This window comes from Parapusillimonas sp. JC17 (assembly GCF_052180245.1).
In the GTDB taxonomy this organism is placed as follows: Bacteria; Pseudomonadota; Gammaproteobacteria; order Burkholderiales; family Burkholderiaceae_B; genus Parapusillimonas.
On record NZ_CP197474.1, the window covers coordinates 3,071,101 to 3,091,348 of the forward strand.

Sequence of the window (20,248 nt, forward strand, 5' to 3'; positions counted from 1 at the left end):
ACATGAAACGTCTTGCCGTACTCGCTGCAGCCTGCGCCATCGCCCTGCCGGTCTATGCTCAGAACGTAGCCACCGTGAACGGGCAGCCCATCACGCAAAAAAGCCTGGACCAATTCGTCGCCCTGCTCGTCGAGCAAGGTGCCCAGGACACGCCCGAATTGCGCACACAGGTGAAGCAGGAAATGGTCAACCGCCTGGTCGCCGTGCAAGCGGCCGAAAAAGCCGGCCTCGACAAGCAAGCCGCCGTCAAACAGGAGATCGAACTTGCGCGTCAGGGCATACTGGTCCGTGCCCTCATGGCCGACTACCTGAAGAAGAACTCGATCACCGACGCCAAGATCCAGGCCGAATACGACAAGATCAAGGCATCCCAGGCCGACAAGCAGGAATACAAGGTCCGGCACATCCTCGTCAAAGAGCAGAAAGCCGCTGAAGACATCACCGCCGCCATCAAGTCCAAGAAGGTCACTTTCGATGCCGCCGCGAAAAAAGACTCCATCGATCCCGGCAGCGGCAAGAATGGCGGCGACCTGGGTTGGGCGCCCTCCAGCAACTATGTGCCCGAATTCGCCCAGGCGGTCGAGGGCCTGAAAAAAGGCCAGATGACCGACAAGCCGGTTCAGTCGCAATTCGGCTGGCACATCATCCAGGTCGACGACACACGGGCCGCGAAGTTCCCTGAACTGGCAGAGGTCAAACCTCAACTGGAAGAAATGATGCGCCAGCAGCAACTGGCCGAATTCCAGGACAAGCTCATCAAAGACGCCAAGATCCAATAAGCCGTTTCAGCTCGGGGTCAGATCCATGGGTCTGACCCCCTCTTCTGATTCCGTCCGTTGGGAGCGGGGTCAGACCCCATACGGGGTCTGACCCCTTTTTCTTGCCGCCTCGTCCCGCCGGATGTGGGGTCAGACCCCGTACGGGGTCTGACCCCTTTTCTTGCCGCCGCGCCCCCGCTGGAGCGGGGTCAGACCCCGCATGGGGTCTGACCCCTCAGCCCGTCATATCCAGCAGATCTTTCAAGCCCTGCTCGTCGATCACCGGCACGCCGAGCTCTTGCGCCTTGACCAGCTTGCTGCCCGCATCCTCGCCCGCCACGACGTATGCCGTTTTTTTGGATACCGAGCCGCTGACCTTGCCGCCTGCCGCCAGGATATGCCGTGTGGCCTCGTCGCGGGTCCAGTTCGGCATGGTTCCGGTCAGCACCAGCGTCCGGCCGGCCAACCGCTGATTTCCGCCGGCTGGCACCTCCGGCGGGACCGCATGTACGCCGGCGCGAGCCAGCGCTTCGACCACGTCGCGATTATGCGGCTCGGCAAAGAACCGGAGGATGGAGCCGGCCACCACCGGGCCCACGTCGTTCACCTGCAGCAGGGCAGCCTCATCGGCGGCCATGACGGCCTCGATGCTGCCAAAGCGCAGGGCCAGGTCTCTTGCCGTGGCCTCGCCCACATGCCGGATGCCCAAGGCGTACAGCAATCTCCCCAATGCGGGCTTGCGCGCCGCTTCCAGCGCCGCCACCAGGTTCTCGGCGGACTTGCGGCCCATTCGCTCGTAGGCGGCAAGCTCTTCGACCGTCAAGGTAAACAGATCGGCAAGCGATTTGACCCGCCCGCTCTCCACCAGTTGATCCACCAGCTTTTCGCCCAGGCCTTCGATGTCCAGCGCCTTGCGGCCCGCGGCATGAGTCAGGCTCTGTTTGCGCTGCGCCGCACAAAAAAGGCCGCCCGTGCAGCGCGAGATGGCCTCGTCCTCAGGGCGCTCGACGGCTGATCCGCATACCGGACAGTGAGAGGGCATCACGAAGAGCGAGGTATCCGGGGGACGCAGCTCCAGCACCGGACCGACGATTTCCGGAATGACGTCGCCCGCCCGGCGCACGACCACCGTATCGCCGATGCGCACATCCTTGCGCCGGATTTCGTCGTCATTGTGCAGCGTTGCATTGGTGACCGTGACACCGCCGACGAAGACCGGCCTGAGCCTGGCGACGGGCGTAATCGCGCCGGTGCGTCCCACCTGCACGTCGATACCAAGCAACTGCGTGGTCTCCTCCTGCGCCGGAAACTTATGCGCGACGGCAAATCTCGGCGCGCGAGCGACATAGCCCAGGACGTCCTGCGCCGCGAGCTCGTTCACTTTGTATACGACGCCATCGATGTCGAAAGGCAGGCCCGCACGGCCGGCGCCCACCGCCGCGTAGAACGCCAGCATGCCGTCCGCGCCGAGAACTACCTTGCGCTCACCATTCACCGGCAGCCCCAGGGACTCGAACCAGTCCAGCATGCCGGCATGGGTGTCACATGGCATGTCGGCATCGCCTGCTTCCTGCAGGAAGCGTTCGACCTGCCCCCGGCTCACGAGGCGGATCTCGCCCCAGCCGTAAGCGAAAAAACGCAGGGGCCGGGTCGCCGTGATGCGCGGGTCGAGCTGCCGCAGGCTGCCGGCCGCCGCGTTGCGCGGATTGACGAAGATTTTTTCGCCTCGTGCCCGCTGCGCTTCATTCAAGCGCTCGAAATCGCTGCGATTCATCAGTACTTCGCCGCGGACCTCCAGCACTTCCGGATACTTGCCGGTCAGCATCAGGGGTACCGAGCGCAGCGTCCGGATATTGCTGGTGATGTCTTCGCCCGTCTGGCCGTCTCCGCGCGTGGCGGCCTGCACCAGCCTGCCCTGCTCGTAGCGCAGACTGACCGCCAGCCCATCGAATTTGAGTTCGGCCACATACTCCACTTGCTGGCCGGGGGTCACCATGCCGGCGCCGCTCAGCGTATCGGAAACGCGCTTGTTGAAAGCCTGCACATCTTCAGGGTCGAAAGCGTTTCCCAAGGAGCGCATGGGCACGGCATGCCGCAGACTGCCGAAAGCGGTCAAGGGCTGCGCCCCCACCCGCTGAGTCGGGGACTCCGGCGTGATAAGCCCGGGATGCGCATGCTCGATGTCGAGCAGCTCGTTCATCAGGCGATCGTATTCGGCGTCCGAGACGATGGGCGCGTCAAGTACGTAGTATCTATGGTTATGTTGTGCAATCTGGCTGCGCAGCACCTCGGCCCGCCGCGCCGCCTCTGAATCCGCCGTTTTTTTTTGCGTCACGAAAATACTCGCACGGTGCGCTCGGAGGCTGCCTCGAAGCCGGCATGCTCCAGGTTGCGATAAAGATCGAACAATTGGCGGTCTATGGTTTCATCTGCGCCGTCCGACACCGGACGGCCCTGGTCGTCGAGCAATTCGGCATGCAGGCGTCTTGCCAGGTCCCGGCCCACGCTCGCCATGCGGCTGAAAGCCTGCTCATCGGCCGGGCTGTTGGGCAAATCCAGCAAAAGATCCACACGATTGACGCTTTCGGATTTGAGCTCTTGCGGCGATATGCCGTCGAAAAGCGCGGTGAAGCGCGGCACCCCGGTATCGGACATCCATGCCAGTTGCCGGCCGTAGGGCAGGAAACCCGCATCCTCGAGCACCTGCCTGGCTTCGCTGGCGGCAACGGTTTCATTCAGGCGCAGAATGAGCCCGACCTGTGCATCCAGGCCGGCGCAAAGCTCGTCCAGCTGCGCCGCCCGCCGGACGACCTCGTCCTGTTCGGGGGCTTCGATGACGCCGTCGAAACGCTCGGCCAGCCCTTGTGCCGCAGACCAGAGCTGCGACCATTCAATATCCGTCAAGGGACCGTTGCGGTTGGCCAGCAGGACTGCAAGCTGCATGGAAACATAGGTCTCGTTCGCTCGCAAGCGAGCGCGGTGGCCGCCGCCGTCGCGCTCCGCGAAGATGCGTACCGGCTTGTTCCCCGCGCGAGCCAATCCCTGAACGGCCTGCTGCAACTGCCCCGACGCGACAGGCTGGGCAAAGCTGATGTCGATGACCACTTCGGTTCCGGGATCGACTTCCGCATCATCATCGGCGGCGGCCTCGCCGCTTTCGGTGATCATGGAGCCGAAGCCCGGCTCGCGGCGCACCGGCCCCTGAGGCTGCGCACCCATCAGCGGATCGTTATCTCGTTCCGGAAAATGCTCTTGCATCTTCTGCCGTATGCGCCTGTCCTGCCACCAATTGAACATGACGACCACCAGAATCAACAAGATGCCCAGTAGTATCAAACCGATTTGCAAATCGCTCATAGTCAGCCCCGCCGTATCACCAAACGTTTATACGCATACACTATCAGACCTCCGCCAACTGCAGGGCCGAATCTATGTCGACGGCGACGATACGCGACACGCCCTGCTCTTGCATGGTAACCCCGACCAGTTGCCTGGCCATCTGCATCGCAATTTTATTGTGAGAAATGAACAGGAACTGAGTCTGCTCGCTCATGCTGCTTACCAAATTGGCATAGCGCTCGGTATTGGCGTCATCCAGCGGCGCGTCGACTTCGTCGAGCAGGCAGAACGGAGCCGGATTCAATTTGAACAAGGCGAACACCAGCGCTGTCGCGGTCAACGCCTTTTCGCCCCCCGACAACAGATGGATGGTGCTGTTGCGTTTGCCGGGCGGCTGGGCCATGACTTGCACGCCCGCATCCAGGATCTCGTCGCCGGTGATGATCAGCTTGGCCTCGCCGCCCCCGAAAAGCCGCGGAAACAACTCGCCAAAGTGGTGGTTCACGGTATCGAAGGTGTCTTGCAGCAGCTGGCGAGTCTCGCGATCGATCTTGCGGATGGCGTCTTCCAGGGTCTCGATGGCGGTGGACAGGTCCTGATGCTGATCATCCAGGAAGCCCTTGCGCTCGCGCGCGGCCAACAGTTCATCCAGCGCGGCGAGGTTGACCGAGCCCAGGCCGTCGATGGCACGGGATATTCTTTGCACCTCCGATTGCAGCCAGCCGGTGCGGCGCCATTCCTCCGGCTTCTGATCAAGCATCTGCTGCAGGCCTGCGCGATCGACTTGATGCGCATCGAGCTGCTCGGCGAACTGTTCGACGGCCAGCCGCGCCGCCTGCTCCTGCAGCTGAAGTTCCATGATGCGGGCACGCCGGGGCTCGAGCGATCGCTCCAACGCAATGCGCTCCTCGTCGGCGCTGCGCAGCATGGCGGCAAGGTTGTCCAGCTCGATGCGGGCCAGGCGCAAGGATTCCTCGCGCTCGGCCCTGACCTCCAGGGCTTCCTGCAGGCCAGCCTGCGATGCCGAGGCGTCCAGCTCGAAGAGCTCGCCCTGCAGGCCTTCCATTTCCGCCGACGCACGCTGGGCCTGGTCCGCTGCCAGCTGCAGATTGCGCTTCAGGTCGGCGATACGGGTCTGCAATGCTCGTTCGGTGTATTCGGATTCGTGTACCGCCCGTTCCAGGTCGCGCAATTGCTGCCTGGCTCCTTCCGCCTCTTGCTGCAAGGCCTCGCCGGATATTTCCGCGTCCGAGAATCGCGATTGGTGCTCCGCGAGCTGGAGATCCAGCTCTTCGAACCGCACTTCCGCCTCTTCCCTGGCAGCGCGCAACTCCTCGGATTGGGCGGCGATCTCGGCCAGATCCTCGCGCAGGCGCGTCGCCCGCTCTTCGGACTGCTCGGCCTGCTGCTTGAGACGAGAATGTTCGAGCTGGATGTCATGCAGGCGCCGGGTAAGCTCCGCGGCGCGCTGGCGCGCCGGACCGAGCGCCTGCGATACCTGCTGCCATGCACTTTCCGCTTGCGCGACCGCGGCGACGGCCTGGTCGGCGATCAACTGCCTCGCCTTGACATCGCGCTGCAGATTTTCAATTTCCTGCTGACGCGCAAGCAGCCCCGACTGCTCGGAATCGGGTGCATAGAAGCGCAGGCTGTGGTGATCGACCAGATGGCCTTCCCGAACCACATACATCGCGCCGGGCGGCAGTTCGCCGCGCAGGCTCAGCGCCTTGCCAAGATCGTCAGTGACGTAGACGCCCTTCAGCCAGTCGTTGAGCAAAGTCCTGAGTTCCGGATCGCTGATGCGCAGCAGGCTGCTCAGGCCCTGGAGGCCCGGCACTGCGGCATCAGGCGCCTGGACGCCGGGCAACTGATAGAACGCAAGCCTGGCCGGCGGCGCGTCTGCTGCGAATGCGCTGGCATGTTCGAGCCTGCGCAGTTCGAGTCCAGCCATGCGCTCGCGCAAGACCGCTTCCAGCGCGGTTTCCCAGCCTGGCTGGATGCTGAGCTTTTGCCAAAGCCGGCCCAGGCGATCCAGTTCATGATGCGCCAGCCAGGGTTCCAGCGCTCCCTGTTTCTGCACATCGTCCTGCAGCTTGGTCAACGCAGTCAGGCGCGCATCCAGCCGTGCCATCGCCTGCGCTTCTTCGTGTGCCGCGCTTTGGGCGGCGCGCCGCTTATCGTCCAGCTCGGGCAGGCGCTCTTCGAGCTCGGCAAGCTGCGCCTGCGCCTCTTCCAGCTGTTCCTGCATTGCGGCGCCGTCGCCCGCCAGGCGCTCGATATTGGCGGGATCCGGAGCGTTGAGATCGCGCAGTTCTTGCTCCAGGCGCTCCTGCCGGTTTTCCAGCGCTTGCAACTGGCGGTCGGCATCGCGCTGAGCCTGCGCCACCAGCGCAAGCTGCTGTTCGAGCGCGGCAAGCGCGCTTCGCATTTCATCGCGCGCCGTCGCTGCGCCGCGGACGCGGCTTTCGACGTCCGGCAACTGCATCTGGGCCTGTTCGGCCCGGGCGCGGGACTCTTCCGTGCGCGCGGCCGCGGCTTCGAGATCGGCTTCCGCCTGGGCGATTTGTTCGGCGCAGTGGGCCTGCTGATCGGCCCACTCCTGCAACTGTTCTTGCAATTGCGCACGGCGCGCCTGCACGCGATTGCGCGAGTCGACCACGTGCCTGATCTCCGCTTCCAGCCGGCTGACCTGCGCACCCGCCTCGTACAACTGGCCCTGTGCGGCATGCACGGCGTCGCTGGCCGCGTAGTGGGCCTGGCGCCGGGACTCGAGCGTGGATTCGCCTGCGCGCAATCCCGCCATGGAAGCCTCGAGCTCGGTCTGCGCCTGTTCGATGGCCACGAACTTGGCGCGCTGATCTTCTTTGGCGTTGCTTTCCTTCATCAGCCACAAGGCGTGCTGCTTGAGTTCGCCGTCCGCCTGCAGCTCGCGATATCGCTTTGCGACCTCGGCCTGGGTTTCGAGCTTTTCCAGCTGACTGCCCAGTTCGCGAAGGATGTCTTCAACCCGGGTCAGATTCTCGCGCGTGTCGGACAACCGGTTCTCGGTCTCCCGCCGCCTTTCCTTGTAGCGTGAAACGCCGGCCGCCTCTTCCAGGAAAACACGCAGTTCTTCGGGGCGGGCCTCGATCAGGCGATTGATCATGCCCTGGCCGATGATCGCATAGCCGCGCGACCCGAGCCCCGTTCCCAGGAAGATATCGTGGATGTCGCGCCGCCGCACCTGCTGGTTGTTCACCAGATAGCTGCTGGTCCCGTCCCGGGTCAGCACGCGCCGCACGGCAATTTCGGAATACGTGCTCCATTGCCCGGCCGCGCGGCCTTCGGAATTGTCGAACACCAGCTCGACCGACGCCCGGGCCGCGGGCTTGCGATGGCCCGATCCATTGAAAATTACGTCCTGCATGGATTCGCCGCGCAATTCGGAAGCCCGGGTTTCGCCCAGCACCCATCGCACCGCATCGATGATGTTGGACTTTCCGCAGCCATTGGGGCCTACGACGCCCACCAACTGGCTGGGTGTGGGAATGATGGTCGGCTCGACGAACGATTTGAAACCAGCGAGTTTTATCTGGGTCAGGCGCACAGTAAGCGATCAATAAATTAAGGCGATGGCCTGTATTCGCAGAAACAGGCATTCATGAAAAAAAGGCGGCCATACTGGCAGGTAACCGGCTCGTATGATAACGCACCCTCCGGTCCCCGCTCCTATGTGAGAACGAAACTACGCTATTATTTTTCGTCCGGGCCTTGAGCCGACGCTATACTCGATAACATTTTTTTGCTATTTGCATAAAGAAGCTGTGGATAAAGCGAGCGACGACTTGTCCAACAGTTCTTGAACCTCGCCCCGCCAAACAAACAGGGATTTCGCTTTGAAAAAAGGCTTCTATCTGGTCATGATCGCCCAGGCGCTTTCGTCTGTCGCCGACAACGCGCTATTGATTGCCGCTATTGCGCTGATCGCCGATCTTCAAGGCCCCGACTGGATGGCGCCCATGATGAAATGGTGGTTCGCGCTTGCCTATGTGGTGCTGGCCGCTTTCGTCGGGGCATTCGCCGACTCCTTCCCGAAGGGGCGGGTGATGTTCATCACCAACGCCATCAAGATCAGCGGCTGCCTGCTGATGTTCAGCTACCAGACGCTGGGTTCGGATCATCATTCGCAATTGATACTCGTCTTCTGTGCGTACACCTTGGTCGGCATCGGCGCCGCCGCCTACTCGCCCGCAAAATACGGCATCGTCACCGAAATGCTGCCGCCCCATTTGCTGGTGAAGGGAAACAGCTGGATCGAAGGGCTCACTGTGCTGTCCATCATCATCGGCACGGTACTGGGCGGCATCCTCATCCACCCGTCGGTGTCCGACATGCTGCTTGCCCACTCGGGGATTGCGCAGTTCGCGCAGACACGGGCCGAAGCGGCCATTTTCATGATCGCCTTCGTGTACCTGATGGCGGCCGGCACCAATCTCCTCATACCGCTGACCAACGTCCGCTATCCCAAGCAACAGACCAATCCCGTCAAGCTCATCAGAACGTTCGGCGGGTATGTCAGCATTCTGTGGCATGACAAGCTGGGCCAGATTTCCTTGGCCGTCACCACTTTGTTCTGGGGCGCCGGGGCTACCTTGCAGTTCATCGTCATCGAATGGGGTGCGCAGCATCTGGGCTATCGCCTGGATCAGGCTTCAGTCCTTATGGGCATCGCGGCGGTGGGCACCGTCTTTGGTTCCATACTGGCAGGCCGCGTGCCGCTGAAACGGGCATTATCGGTATTGCCGGTCGGGGTGGTCATGGGCTTTGCCGTCATGCTGATGCCCATCGTTCGCGAAACCTGGGAAGTTTACGGCGTATTGCTGCTGGTCGGAGCACTGTCGGGATTTTTCGTCGTACCCATGAACGCGCTCTTGCAGCATCGCGGCCACGTACTGCTTTCCGCGGGGCATTCCATTGCCGTGCAGAACTTCAATGAGCAATTGAACATCCTTCTGATGCTTGCGATCTACAGCCTGATGCTATGGCTCAACCTGCCCATCAATGTGATCATCGTCATCTTCGGCGTGCTGGTCGCGACGCTGATGCTGATTTTCATCCGCTGGAACCGCATCAACCATCGGGCAAATCCAAATCTGGAAAGCACCATCGGCCAGCACGGCCACGGCCAGGCCCTGAAACCGTAGGGGCTTGGGGGCAGACCCCGTACGGGGTCTGACCCCCCAGGCGATTTTAAGGGGTCAGACCCCGAATGGGGTCTGACCCCTCGGGTGATGTTATGGGGTCAGACCTGGGGTCTGACCCCTTTTTCGCCACCGGGTCTGACCCATCCTCCCGCACGAGCGAGCGCAGCAATGCCAGGTCCCGCCAGGCATCGGCCTTGTGCTGAGGCCGCAGCAGCAGCGCAGCAGGATGGTAGCTTGCGACCACGCTGGTTTCCTCGCCTGTTTCACTGCGAATGACGTGCACCGCGCCGCGCAGCGCGTCTAGTTCTCCTTCGGTGCCCAGCAGCGCTTGAGCGGCCCAGTTGCCCAGGGCCAGGATATGGCGCGGCTTTGCCAGCGAAATCTGGCGCTGCAGGTAAGGCATGCAAGCCTGCACTTCTTCAGCGGTGGGCGGCCGGTTGCCCAAAGGACGGCACTTGACCAGGTTCGTGTAGAAGGCCGTTGCGCCGTCGAGGCCGGCCGCCGCGAGCATGGCCTGCAAAAGAATGCCCGCCTTGCCCTGGAATGGCAGCCCGGCTCGATCATCGGAGCCGCCGGGCGCCTCGCCGATCACCATCAGCTGCGGCGCCTGGACGTCTCCCGAACCAAAAACCGCGCGGCCCCGGACACTATGAAGCGCGCAGCCCTGGCATGACACGACTTGCTCGCGCAAGCCATCCCAGTCGCCCGCGACCTCGGCCCTGACCGGCGGTGTTTCGGCCGCAGGCGCCGCAGCCTGCGGTGCCCGCCTGGGGGGAGGCGTCTGGGCCGGAGGCCGTATGCCACGGGGCGGCGCATCGGCGGCCGGAGCGGCGATGTCCGGCCCGCTTGGCGCCGCTGCCCCCTGTCGGACGGGAGCCGTGCCGGGATCGCCGAATTCGCCTTGCGCGACGTAATGCGCCAGCATGCGGCGATCGATACCGATCTCCTGCAGCCATGCAATCTGGACGCGGGTCAGTTCGGGCGCGTTCATAATGCTTTCTGCATGATGCAGGCGTCTTCGCGCCTGCCGTCGGCGGCGGGATAATAGTCCCGCCGGGTGGACAGCTGCTGATAGCCTCCATGCCGATAGAACGCCAGCGCGTTGCCGTTCGAAGGCCGAACCTCGAGAATGATGGCCGGCAACTGCTTCGAGCGGGCCATTTGTTCGCAATGGTCCAGCAAACGGCCGCCGATTCCTTTTTTCTGCTGGTCGGGCGCCACGGCAATGACTAGCACGTGCGCGACATCAGGTGCGAACATGGCCATGTAGAAACCTACCGTCCGCCCGGCCTGCCGAGCCACGTAGGCGGTGTAGCCCGCGTCCAGGCCGTCCTGGAAATTGCGCCGGCTCCAGGGAAACGACTGCACCAGGCTCTCGATTTCGGCGACATCGTCCAGATGTTCCGGCAGCATGGGCTCAATGCGTATCGGAAAGCCTTCAGCGCGCGGATTGCCTCCGGCGCCCGACTCACGCTCGCGCGTCGTATAGGCAACCTTGTCGCGGACATACAGGGGCATGGCGTGATCCGGCGCCAGGGTTGCGCCATCTCGCCATGCCTGGAGCGCCAGGCTCGCGATGGCTGCGGCGTCCGCGCGCAACGCGTCGCCGGCCTCGGTGTCGATTCCGTCCAATCGGATGAGCCGGAGATCGGGATATGCGTCCAGGGCGTCTCCCACGAGCCTCAGTACAGGAGGACGGTGCCCGGTTGAGGGCCATTCCGGCCACGCCTGGCTCAGCCAGGGGCCGACGTCGGCCGCATCGAGCAGCACAGGAGCTTGCAAGGTTTCCCACTGGACGGCCGTGCCCGCCACGCGGTCTTGGTAGACACCCAGGTATACCTCGCCCATGCGCGCATCCTGAACGACGACCCGGACTGCACCGGTCTGCGCCTGCCTGTTCCGATCGCGCTCGGCCACGGCCAGGAGCGAAACAATCGGCACGACGGGAACGCCAAGCGCATAGGCGATGCCTTGCGCCACGCCACAGGCTACACGCAGGCCCGTAAAGCCGCCGGGCCCTTGCCCGAAAGCGACCCCCGACAACTGCGCCCTGTCGATGCCGGCTTCACGCATGACACCGTCGGCCATGGGGAGCAGGCGCTCGGCGTGCTCGCCGGTCGCGTCGTGCTCTTGGACGAACACCCGCACCGCGTCGTCGGAGCACGAGAGCAGGGCCACGCCGCAGACGCTTGAAGAGGTTTCTAGAGCAAGGATATGGACTGTCATAGCCGCCCATTTTACTGTCTACGGCAAATGTCGGACGGACAATCACGAGCGGCCCACCCTAAAATAGTATCGCTTGCGTCGGCAAGCGGATAAAATGAATTTGCAGCGACCAAAAAGAACAGAGAACCAGAAGGAGACTGCCAAACATCCAAGCGATACAGTTCCTATGGGGTTCCGTGTGCCCGAAGGGAATGTAATTGCAATTTCTACTATACGCTTAATGTGTAATATCTTGCTACAGACCCCTGTACGGCTTAACTCCACCCTGTTACATTTTCCTCATGAACACACAAAACCAATCTCTATCTCGCAAAATCCTCGTCGTTGACGACGATCCTCGCTTACGCGATTTGCTGCGACGTTATCTTTCGGAGCAGGGTTTTAATGTTTTCGTAGCCGAAGATGCCAAGGAAATGGGCAAATTGTGGCAGCGCGAGCACTTCGACTTGCTGGTACTCGACCTTATGTTGCCGGGTGAAGACGGGCTGTCGATCTGTCGCCGCCTTCGAGGCGGGCACGATAACACCCCCATCATCATCCTGACCGCCAAGGCCGAGGAAATCGACCGCATCGTTGGCCTGGAAATGGGTGCCGACGACTATCTTTCCAAACCGTTCAATCCGCGGGAGCTCCTTGCGCGCGTCAATGCCATTTTGCGCCGCCGCGGCACCGAAGAGCACCCGGGCGCACCCAGCCAGGAAAACGAGTCCATCGAATTCGGTCCCTATGTACTCAATCTTTCCACCCGCACGCTCACCAAGAACAACGAGCAGGTTCCCATCACCACCGGCGAATTCTCCGTCCTGAAGGTATTTGCCCGTCATCCCAAGATACCCCTGTCCCGTGACAAGCTGATGGAACTCGCGCGCGGCCGGGAGTACGAAGCCTTTGACCGGAGCCTGGACGTGCAGATTTCCCGCCTGCGCAAGCTGGTCGAGCCCAATCCATCCAAGCCGGTGTTCATCCAGACCGTCTGGGGGCTGGGCTACGTGTTCGTGCCGGACGGCGGCCACTGACACACAGCGCTCACTGGCACACAGCGGGCGTGATACCCTCGATCGGATATGTCTCCCCCGCAGAAGGCTCGCAGCAAGAAAACATCGCGTCTCCGCCTGGGTTTGTTCAGCCGGTCATTCCTGCTTCTGGCGGGACTGATGCTGGTCAGCCTGGGCGCTTGGCTGCAGGTTTTTTTCAGCATGGAAGAAGGGCCGCGCGCCGCACAGATGGCGCAGCGCGTCACGACCGCCGTCAGCATCACGCGTTCGGCCCTCATCTACGCGCCCACCAGCGTGCGGCCCGCCCTGCTTCTGGACCTGGCCACCAAGGAAAGCCTCCGCGTCCAGCCCCACGAGCCCACCGATGTTCTGGGAGGGCTGCCCAGCTCGAATTATTGGAAGCACGTCGCGCGCGACATCAAGGAAAGGCTGGGCCCGGAAACCCTGGTCATGTGGTCGGTGAACCAGACGCCCGGCGTCTGGGTCAGTTTCGAAATCAACAATGATCAATATTGGCTGGTATTCGATCGCGAGCAACTGGGGCTGACCGCTGGCGCGGAATGGCTGGGCTGGGGCCTTACCGCCCTGCTGCTGGCGCTCATCGGCGCGGCCGTCAGCGTCCGCTTCGTCAACCGCCCCCTTGCGCAGCTGGCCAAGGTCGCTCAGCAACTGGCTCGCGGGGAAACGCCTTCCCCGCTGCCAGAAAAAGGGCCGGCCGAGATCCGAGACATGAACATCGCCTTCAACCGCATGGCGCGTGACATACGCCAGACCGAAGCCGATCGCGAAATCATGCTGGCCGGCATTTCCCACGACTTGCGAACTCCGCTGGCGCGCATGCGGCTGGAGATCGAGATGAGCGATGTCTCCGAGGAAACACGCCAGGCGATCGACGAAGACTTGGGGCAGATCGACCACAGCATCGGCCAACTGATGGAATACGCGCGGCCGGCCGGCGTGGTGCCCGAACAGGGCACGGACATCTCGTCGGTTCTGCAAGACCTGTATGAGCGTGAACGCAGCCATACGGAATCCCTGGGGGGCGAACTCACCGCGTCCATAGAGCCCAACCTCTATGCCAAGATCAATGCCCACGACCTCAAGCGCATCGTTGGCAACCTGCTCGAGAACGCCCGTCGCTACGGTCGCAGCCCATCCGACGGCAAAGCCCGCATCGCCCTGTCGGCCAGGCAGCAGGGCAATATTCTTGCCATCGAAGTCAAGGATCAGGGCACCGGCATCGCATCGACGGACGTGCACCGGCTCCTGCGCCCTTTTTCTCGAGGCGAGTCAGCCCGCACCGGCGTCAGCGGCGCGGGCCTGGGCCTGGCCATCGTGGAACGCCTGCTTGGCCAGGTGGGCGGCCAGCTGGAACTCATTTCCGAGCCGCCAGGCGGCCTCCTTGCCCGCATCGAGATTCCCAAGGTCCGTATCCGGAACGCGGGGTCAGACCCCATGCGGGGTCTGACCCCGGAACGCTAGCCTGGAGACGCTGGAGTCGGACCCCATGCGGGGTCCGACCCTGGAGGCTTCGGGGTCAGACCCCGTACGGGGCCTGACCCCAACTCCACCTCATGGAATTTTGCGCCGCCATGTGCGACCATACGGTTGTTATTCCCCGAATTCAGGAGATCAGATGAAAACAGTTGGCGACAAGCTTGAACCCTTCAAAGTGGCCGGTGTCAAGCCAGGTTTCAATCACCACGAGGAAAACGCCGTCTCGGCGTTTGAAGACATCACCGAAAGCTCCTTTCCCGGCAAATGGAAGGTCATCTACTTCTATCCCAAGGATTTCACTTTCGTCTGCCCGACGGAAATCGTGGGCTTCAACAACCTGGTCCAGGATTTCGAAGACCGTGATGCCGTGCTGATGGGCGGCTCGGTCGACAACGAGTTCGTAAAGCTCGCCTGGCGGCGCGAACACACCGACCTCAGCAAGCTGGGCCATTACCAGTTCGGCGACACCACCGGTTCGCTGATAGACCAATTGGGCATACGTGAAAAGACGGAAGGCGTGGCGCTGCGGGCCACCTTCATCGTCGACCCCGACAACGTCATCCAGCACGTATCGGTGAACAATCTGAACGTCGGGCGCAATCCTGAAGAGATCCTGCGCATTCTGGATGGCCTGCAAACCGACGAGCTCTGCCCCTGCAATCGGGGTCTGGGCGGCGATACGCTGTAAGCCTGCCCGGGCGCTGAAGCCTGGTGCCAGTCAAGCCCGCCAGGCGGCACCGGCCTCCGGCCCGGCATGGTCCGGGCTTTTTTGTGTTTCGATGATACAGGTCTGAATCATGGAATTTCTTGCATCGATCAAAAGCTTGATCCCGGACTGGGCGAAAGACGTCCGCCTGAATCTGGACGGCACCATAGCGCGCTCTTCTCTGAAGCGCGAAGACGCCGTAGGCGTCGCCCTGGCGGCCGCCTATGCCGCCCGCAGCCAGGTCCTGGTCCGGGCCTTCAGGTCCGGACTCTCGGATACCGACGCCACTGGCGTGCTGACCGCCGCCGCCCTGATGGGCATGAACAATACCTACTATCCCTACGTGGAAATGTCCGGCGACGAGCAGCTCAAGACGCTTCCGCCGCAATTGCGCATGAACGCGTACGCCACGCATGGCGGCATCGAGCAGGCCCGGTTCGAGCTCTTCGCGCTGGCCGCTTCCATTGTCGGGAAGTGTCATTTCTGCGTGCGCTCGCATCACCAGAATCTGAAAAAAGCCGGCTACACGACAGAGCAGCTGCGCGACGCAGGCCGGATTGCGGCAGTCGTCAATGCGGCCTCGCTGGTGCTCGCGGCGGAGGGGCAATAGCATCCTGCGGAATCCGGGCCGGGCGGCGCAGGCCCGTCAGGCCTTTCTTGCCAGCAGGGCCACCACAGTGGCCGCAATGCCTTCCTTGCGTCCCAGGTAGCCCAACCCTTCATTGGTTTTCGCCTTGATGTTCACATCGGCTGGATCCACCCCCAGGTCGGCCGAGATATTGGCCGCCATGGCGGGCGCATGCGGGCCGATCTTGGGCGCTTGCGCGTGTATGGTCGCATCCACGTTCACCACCTTCCAGCCCGCATCCCGCAGCTTCTGCATCGCCGTCCGGAGCAGGACCCGACTGTCGGCGCCCTTGTAAGCCGGATCGGTATCGGGGAAATGGCGCCCGATATCGCCCATGCCCGCAGCCCCCAGGATGGCGTCGGTGATCGCATGCAGCAGGACGTCCGCATCGGAGTGGCCCTGCAGGCCCCGTTCGTGCGGAATGCACACTCCGCCGATGATCAAGGGCCGCCCCTCGACCAGCGCATGCACATCGAATCCTTGTCCTACACGAAATGGAAAATCCATTACTGCTTCCTTGTTCAAGCGGCTACTCCGGGCCTGTCGACGCCGAAATCGGCGCATCCGGTAGCCATTTTTCCATCAAATCGAAATCCTCGGGCCAAGTCACCTTGAAATTCCGCGCAGAGCCCGGCACCAGGCAAGGCTGGTATCCCAGGCGCTCCAGCGCGGAGGCTTCGTCGGTGATCTCCGCCGAATCGGCCGCCGCCTGGCGCAAGGCGGCCAGCAACAGCCCCGCGGGAAACATCTGAGGCGTCTGGGCCAGCCACAGCCCGTCGCGCGGAACGGTTGCCTCGGCATGCGGCACAACTGTCAGCGCGTCGCCATCGGTTGCGGCAGGCAGATTCGCCAACGGCACAACGGCCGCTCGCTTGACCGTATCCGCCACCGGCTGCGCCAGCAATCCTCCGGCATCCAGCGCCAGGCAGTGATCCAGCAAGCGGGCCAGCGCACCAGCCGGCAAGCCCGGCCGTGCGGCATCATGGACCAGCACCCAGTCATCGGGGCGGAGCCCGGCGTCTTCGATGGCCGCCCGGACGGTATCGGCCCGGCTTGGCCCGCCGCAAGCCCTCCATACCGTGCGAGGCAGGCCGGAGAGTGCCGCCTCCGCCCAGGTGTCCTGCGGCGCCACGGCCACTCTCACCTGATGTATGCGCGGATCGCGGAGCAAGGCCTTCACCGCCCAGCGCAGCATGGGCTCGCCCTTGAGCGGACGATATTGCTTGGGCAGAGGGGACCTCGCATCAGACCCGGCAGCCTGCGCGCGCGCGCCGATGCCCGCTGCGGGGACGATCGCAATCAGTTTCTTTTCCATAGGAAAGGCATTTTATAATGCAAGGCTACATGGCTACAGAATCCTCCTCTCTTTTGACCCTTCCCTCGACCAAAACCGTACTGGCCGCACTGCGCCCCGGGCAAAGACATGCGCAAGCGCTGCCGCCCGGCTCCGGCGACGCCTGGCTGCTCGCGGACCTTGCCCAGCAGGCCAGGCAGACCATCGTCGTGCTCTGCGCCGATCCTTTGACCGCCCAAAGGCTGGCCGATGAAATCGTAATGTTTGCGCCGGACCTGCGCGTCAGGCAGATGCCCGACTGGGAAACCCTGCCCTACGACAGTTTTTCCCCGCACCAGGACTTGATTTCGGAACGCCTGCGCACGCTGCATGCACTGATGCAAAATGCGGTGGACATCCTTACGGTCCCGGTCACCACGGCCTTGTACCGGCTGGCTCCGCCCGACTTTCTCGCCGCCTATACCTTCTCGTTCAGGCAGGGCGACAAGCTGGACGAAGAGGGCCTGCGGCGCCAGCTTACCCTGGCCAACTATACCCATGTCACGCAGGTGACCGCGCCCGGAGAGTTCTGCATCCGCGGAGGGCTGATCGACCTCTTCCCCATGGGTTCGGTCCTGCCTTACCGGCTGGATCTCTTCGACGACGAGATCGAATCCATCCGCAGCTTCGACGTGGATACGCAGCGCAGCCTCTATCCGGTAAAGGAAATCCAGTTGCTGCCGGGGCGCGAATTTCCGATGGACGAATCGGCGCGCAACCAGTTCCGCGCCCGGTTCCGGGAGATCTTCGAAGGCGACCCCTCGCGCGCACTGCCCTACAAGGACATCGGCAACGGCATTGCCTTCGCGGGCGTCGAATATTATCTGCCGCTGTTCTTCGAAGGCACGGCCACGCTGTTCGACTACCTGCCTGAACAAGCCGTCACCGTGACGCTGGGGGACATCAATCAGGCCATACAGCGATTCGCCGCCGACACGCACAGTCGCTATCAGTTCTTCAAGAGCGACCGGGAGCGCCCCGTCCTGCCGCCCGGCCAACTGTTCCTCGATGAGGAAGATCTCTTCATCCGTCTCAAGTCCTTTCCCAGGCTGGCGCTTGTTGCGGGAGAGACCCATCCGGACTTCTTCCAGGCCCCGGACGTGGCGGTCGCGCGGCGCGCGGACGACCCGCTGGCCAGTTTGCGCATGCTTTTGGGACAGGGCCGCAGCAAAGTCGTATTGTGCGCCGACTCACCGGGGCGGCGCGAAACGCTGATGCAAATGCTGGCGGAGTTCGGCATCCGGCCCGATTCGCCGAGCGAATCGCTGCAGGAGGCCCTTGAGTCCGCCACGCACTTCGCACTCGTCACTGCGCCTCTGACCAATGGCTTCGGGCTCGCCGAGCAGGGCTTGACGCTGCTGACGGAGAACAATCTTTATCCGACACAGGCAAGGACGCTGCGTCGCGGAAAGCGTGCCCAGCAGGCCAGCAGCGACGTCGAAGCCATGGTGCGCGATCTGTCGGAATTGCGCGAGGGCGACCCGGTGGTCCATGCCCAGCACGGCATAGGCCGGTATTGCGGGCTGGTCGAGATGGATCTTGGCGAAGGGCCCATGGAGTTCCTGCATCTCGAGTACGCCACCGGCAGCACCTTGTACGTTCCGGTGTCTCAGCTGCACGTCATTGCCCGCTACAGCGGAGCCGATCCCGAGAACGCGCCACTGCATCAGCTTGGTTCGGGCCAGTGGGACAAGGCGCGCCGCAAAGCGGCCAAGCAAGTGCGCGACGCCGCTGCGGAACTGCTGGCGCTGTATGCGCAGCGCGCCGCCCGCGACGGCTACCGCTACAAAGTGGCGCCCAATGATTACCAGGCCTTTGCGGAAGGCTTCGGCTTCGAGGAAACACCAGACCAGGCGGCAGCCATCGAAGCGGTCATCGGCGATATGACTTCCGGCCAGCCCATGGACAGACTGGTCTGCGGAGACGTGGGATTCGGCAAGACGGAAGTCGCACTGCGCGCTGCCTTCATCGCGGTGCTCAATGGCAAGCAGGTCGCCCTGCTCTGCCCCACCACCCTGCTGGCCGAGCAGCATGCCCAGACGTTTGCCGACCGCTTCGCGGACTGGCCGGTCAAGGTCGTGGAATTATCGCGCTTCCGTTCGGGCAAGGAGATCAGCGCGGCGGTGGAAGGCATCAACAAAGGCAGTGTGGACATCGTCATCGGCACGCACAAGATTCTGTCGAAGGACGTGAAGTTCAAGGATCTCGGACTCGTCATCATCGACGAAGAGCACCGTTTCGGCGTCCGCCAGAAGGAAGCGCTGAAGACGCTGAGGGCCGAGGTGGATGTGCTCACGCTGACGGCCACCCCCATTCCCCGCACGCTGGGCATGTCGCTGGAAGGCATACGCGACTTCTCGGTGATCGCCACCGCGCCGCAAAAACGCCTGGCCATCAAGACCTTCGTCCGGCGCGAGGACGGCAGCACGATACGCGAGGCGCTGCTCCGCGAACTCAAGCGCGGGGGCCAGGTATATTTCCTGCACAACGAGGTCGAGACCATCCATAACCGGCGCGCCAAACTGGAAGAACTCGTCCCCGAGGCCCGCATCGCGGTCGCACATGGGCAGATGCCGGAGCGCGAACTGGAAGAAGTCATGAAAGGCTTCTACCAGCAGCGTTTCAACGTGCTGCTGTGCACGACCATCATCGAAACCGGCATCGACGTTCCCACGGCAAACACCATCGTCATACACCGGGCGGACAAGCTCGGACTGGCCCAGCTGCATCAATTGCGGGGCCGCGTCGGCCGGTCCCACCATCAGGCCTATGCTTACCTGCTGACGCCCGGCGAGGATGCCATGACGTCGAACGCCAAGAAACGCCTGGAGGCCATACAGGCGATGGAGGAACTGGGTGCAGGCTTCTTCCTCGCCATGCACGACCTGGAGATCCGCGGCACCGGGGAAGTGCTGGGCGAATCTCAGTCCGGCAATATCCAGGAAATCGGATTCTCCATGTACTCCGAGATGCTCAACGCTGCGGTGCGAGCACTCAAGTCCGGCGAAGAGCCGGATCTGGATTCGCCCTTTTCCTCACTGTGCGAAGTCAACCTGCATGCATCCGCCCTCCTGCCACCCGATTACTGCCCCGATGTACATGCCCGGCTGGGCATGTACAAGAAGCTGTCCCATGCTCGCCATGAAGACGACATGATCGCCATCCAGGAAGAACTGATAGACCGCTACGGGAAATTGCCCGAAGCGGCGCAGACGCTGCTTGCCACCCATCGCCTGCGCTTGAGCGGCGAACCGCTGGGTGTGGTCAAGATCGACGCGAGCGAAAACCAGGCCATGATCCAGTTCTCGGCCAAGCCCAGCGTCGATCCGCTGCGCATCATCGAATTGGTGCAAAAGAGAAAGGACGTGAAACTGGCCGGCCAGGACAAGCTCAAGGTGGAGATCAAGCAGGGACAACAGGTTTCCGCCCGCATCGACGCCGTGCGCAACGTGCTGCGCGCGCTGGCTTGAAGGATTTAAGGGGTCAGACCCCGTACGGGGTCTGACCCCGGGCAAGTCTCTGAGGGGTGAGACCCATTGGGTCTGACCCCAGCTGATTTGACGGACGGGGTCAGACCCCGCAT

General features: G+C 62.8%; 14 protein-coding genes. 7 read left to right on the forward strand and 7 right to left on the reverse strand.

All coding sequences use genetic code 11. The annotated features are described in order from the left end of the window. Positions 1-2 precede the first annotated feature (2 nt). Positions 3-779 carry a peptidylprolyl isomerase gene (locus ACSBPU_RS14745; protein ID WP_442592793.1) on the forward strand — a complete coding sequence of 259 codons (777 nt, stop codon included), beginning with the start codon at positions 3-5 and terminating at the stop codon, positions 777-779. Between the two features lie 214 nt (positions 780-993). Here the strand turns inward: ACSBPU_RS14745 and ligA are convergent, their stop codons facing one another. From ligA to smc, 3 genes are read right to left on the reverse strand one after another with little or no spacing between them, the layout of a single operon-like run. Continuing rightward, positions 994-3,093, reverse strand: coding sequence for an NAD-dependent DNA ligase LigA (ligA, locus tag ACSBPU_RS14750; protein WP_442592794.1), 2,100 nt, complete (start codon positions 3,091-3,093; stop codon positions 994-996). Beyond that, entirely contained in the window at positions 3,090-4,115 is a 1,026-nt protein-coding gene (locus tag ACSBPU_RS14755; RefSeq protein ID WP_442592795.1) for a cell division protein ZipA C-terminal FtsZ-binding domain-containing protein, read from the reverse strand. The genes ligA and ACSBPU_RS14755 overlap by 4 nt, the downstream gene beginning before the upstream one ends. Before the next feature lie 43 nt (positions 4,116-4,158). Continuing rightward, positions 4,159-7,683, reverse strand: coding sequence for a chromosome segregation protein SMC (gene smc / locus ACSBPU_RS14760; protein ID WP_442592796.1), 3,525 nt, complete (start codon positions 7,681-7,683; stop codon positions 4,159-4,161). Positions 7,684-7,972: 289 nt separating this feature from the next. Here smc and lplT point away from each other — a divergent pair, with 289 nt between their 5' ends. After that, the gene (lplT, locus tag ACSBPU_RS14765; RefSeq protein WP_442592797.1) at positions 7,973-9,280 is read left to right on the forward strand and encodes a lysophospholipid transporter LplT; all 1,308 of its coding nucleotides are present in this window, start codon (positions 7,973-7,975) and stop codon (positions 9,278-9,280) included. 46 nt (positions 9,281-9,326) lie between these two features. On the opposite strand, the gene ACSBPU_RS14770 is transcribed toward lplT, so the two are convergent. Both ACSBPU_RS14770 and tsaB read right to left on the reverse strand, forming a co-directional pair. Beyond that, the gene (locus tag ACSBPU_RS14770; protein WP_442592798.1) at positions 9,327-10,271 is read right to left on the reverse strand and encodes a uracil-DNA glycosylase; all 945 of its coding nucleotides are present in this window, start codon (positions 10,269-10,271) and stop codon (positions 9,327-9,329) included. Continuing rightward, entirely contained in the window at positions 10,268-11,506 is a 1,239-nt protein-coding gene (gene tsaB, locus ACSBPU_RS14775; RefSeq protein ID WP_442592799.1) for a tRNA (adenosine(37)-N6)-threonylcarbamoyltransferase complex dimerization subunit type 1 TsaB, read from the reverse strand. The genes ACSBPU_RS14770 and tsaB overlap by 4 nt, the downstream gene beginning before the upstream one ends. Before the next feature lie 281 nt (positions 11,507-11,787). On the opposite strand from tsaB, the gene ompR reads away from it, so the two are divergent. From ompR to ACSBPU_RS14795, 4 genes are all read left to right on the forward strand, one after another. After that, positions 11,788-12,522: an osmolarity response regulator transcription factor OmpR gene (gene ompR, locus ACSBPU_RS14780; protein WP_180068156.1), complete on the forward strand. Its 735-nt coding sequence runs from the start codon at positions 11,788-11,790 to the stop codon at positions 12,520-12,522. A 48-nt stretch (positions 12,523-12,570) separates the two neighbouring features. Further along, positions 12,571-13,983: an ATP-binding protein gene (locus ACSBPU_RS14785; RefSeq protein WP_442592800.1), complete on the forward strand. Its 1,413-nt coding sequence runs from the start codon at positions 12,571-12,573 to the stop codon at positions 13,981-13,983. A gap of 154 nt (positions 13,984-14,137) precedes the next feature. Next, positions 14,138-14,686: a redoxin domain-containing protein gene (locus ACSBPU_RS14790; protein WP_180068154.1), complete on the forward strand. Its 549-nt coding sequence runs from the start codon at positions 14,138-14,140 to the stop codon at positions 14,684-14,686. A gap of 109 nt (positions 14,687-14,795) precedes the next feature. After that, entirely contained in the window at positions 14,796-15,314 is a 519-nt protein-coding gene (locus ACSBPU_RS14795; RefSeq protein ID WP_442592801.1) for a carboxymuconolactone decarboxylase family protein, read from the forward strand. Positions 15,315-15,350: 36 nt separating this feature from the next. On the opposite strand, the gene ispF is transcribed toward ACSBPU_RS14795, so the two are convergent. Both ispF and ispD read right to left on the reverse strand, forming a co-directional pair. Further along, complete coding sequence (gene ispF, locus ACSBPU_RS14800) at positions 15,351-15,839, reverse strand: 2-C-methyl-D-erythritol 2,4-cyclodiphosphate synthase (protein ID WP_442592802.1); 489 nt, start codon at positions 15,837-15,839, stop codon at positions 15,351-15,353. 22 nt (positions 15,840-15,861) lie between these two features. Next, a complete protein-coding gene (ispD, locus tag ACSBPU_RS14805) occupies positions 15,862-16,647 on the reverse strand; it encodes a 2-C-methyl-D-erythritol 4-phosphate cytidylyltransferase (RefSeq protein ID WP_442592803.1) in 786 nt (261 codons plus the stop codon). Between the two features lie 29 nt (positions 16,648-16,676). Between ispD and mfd the strand changes: the two genes are divergently transcribed. Further along, positions 16,677-20,135 (forward strand): transcription-repair coupling factor, encoded by a 3,459-nt coding sequence (mfd, locus tag ACSBPU_RS14810; protein WP_442592804.1) that lies wholly within the window; start codon positions 16,677-16,679, stop codon positions 20,133-20,135. Positions 20,136-20,248: the final 113 nt, after the last annotated feature.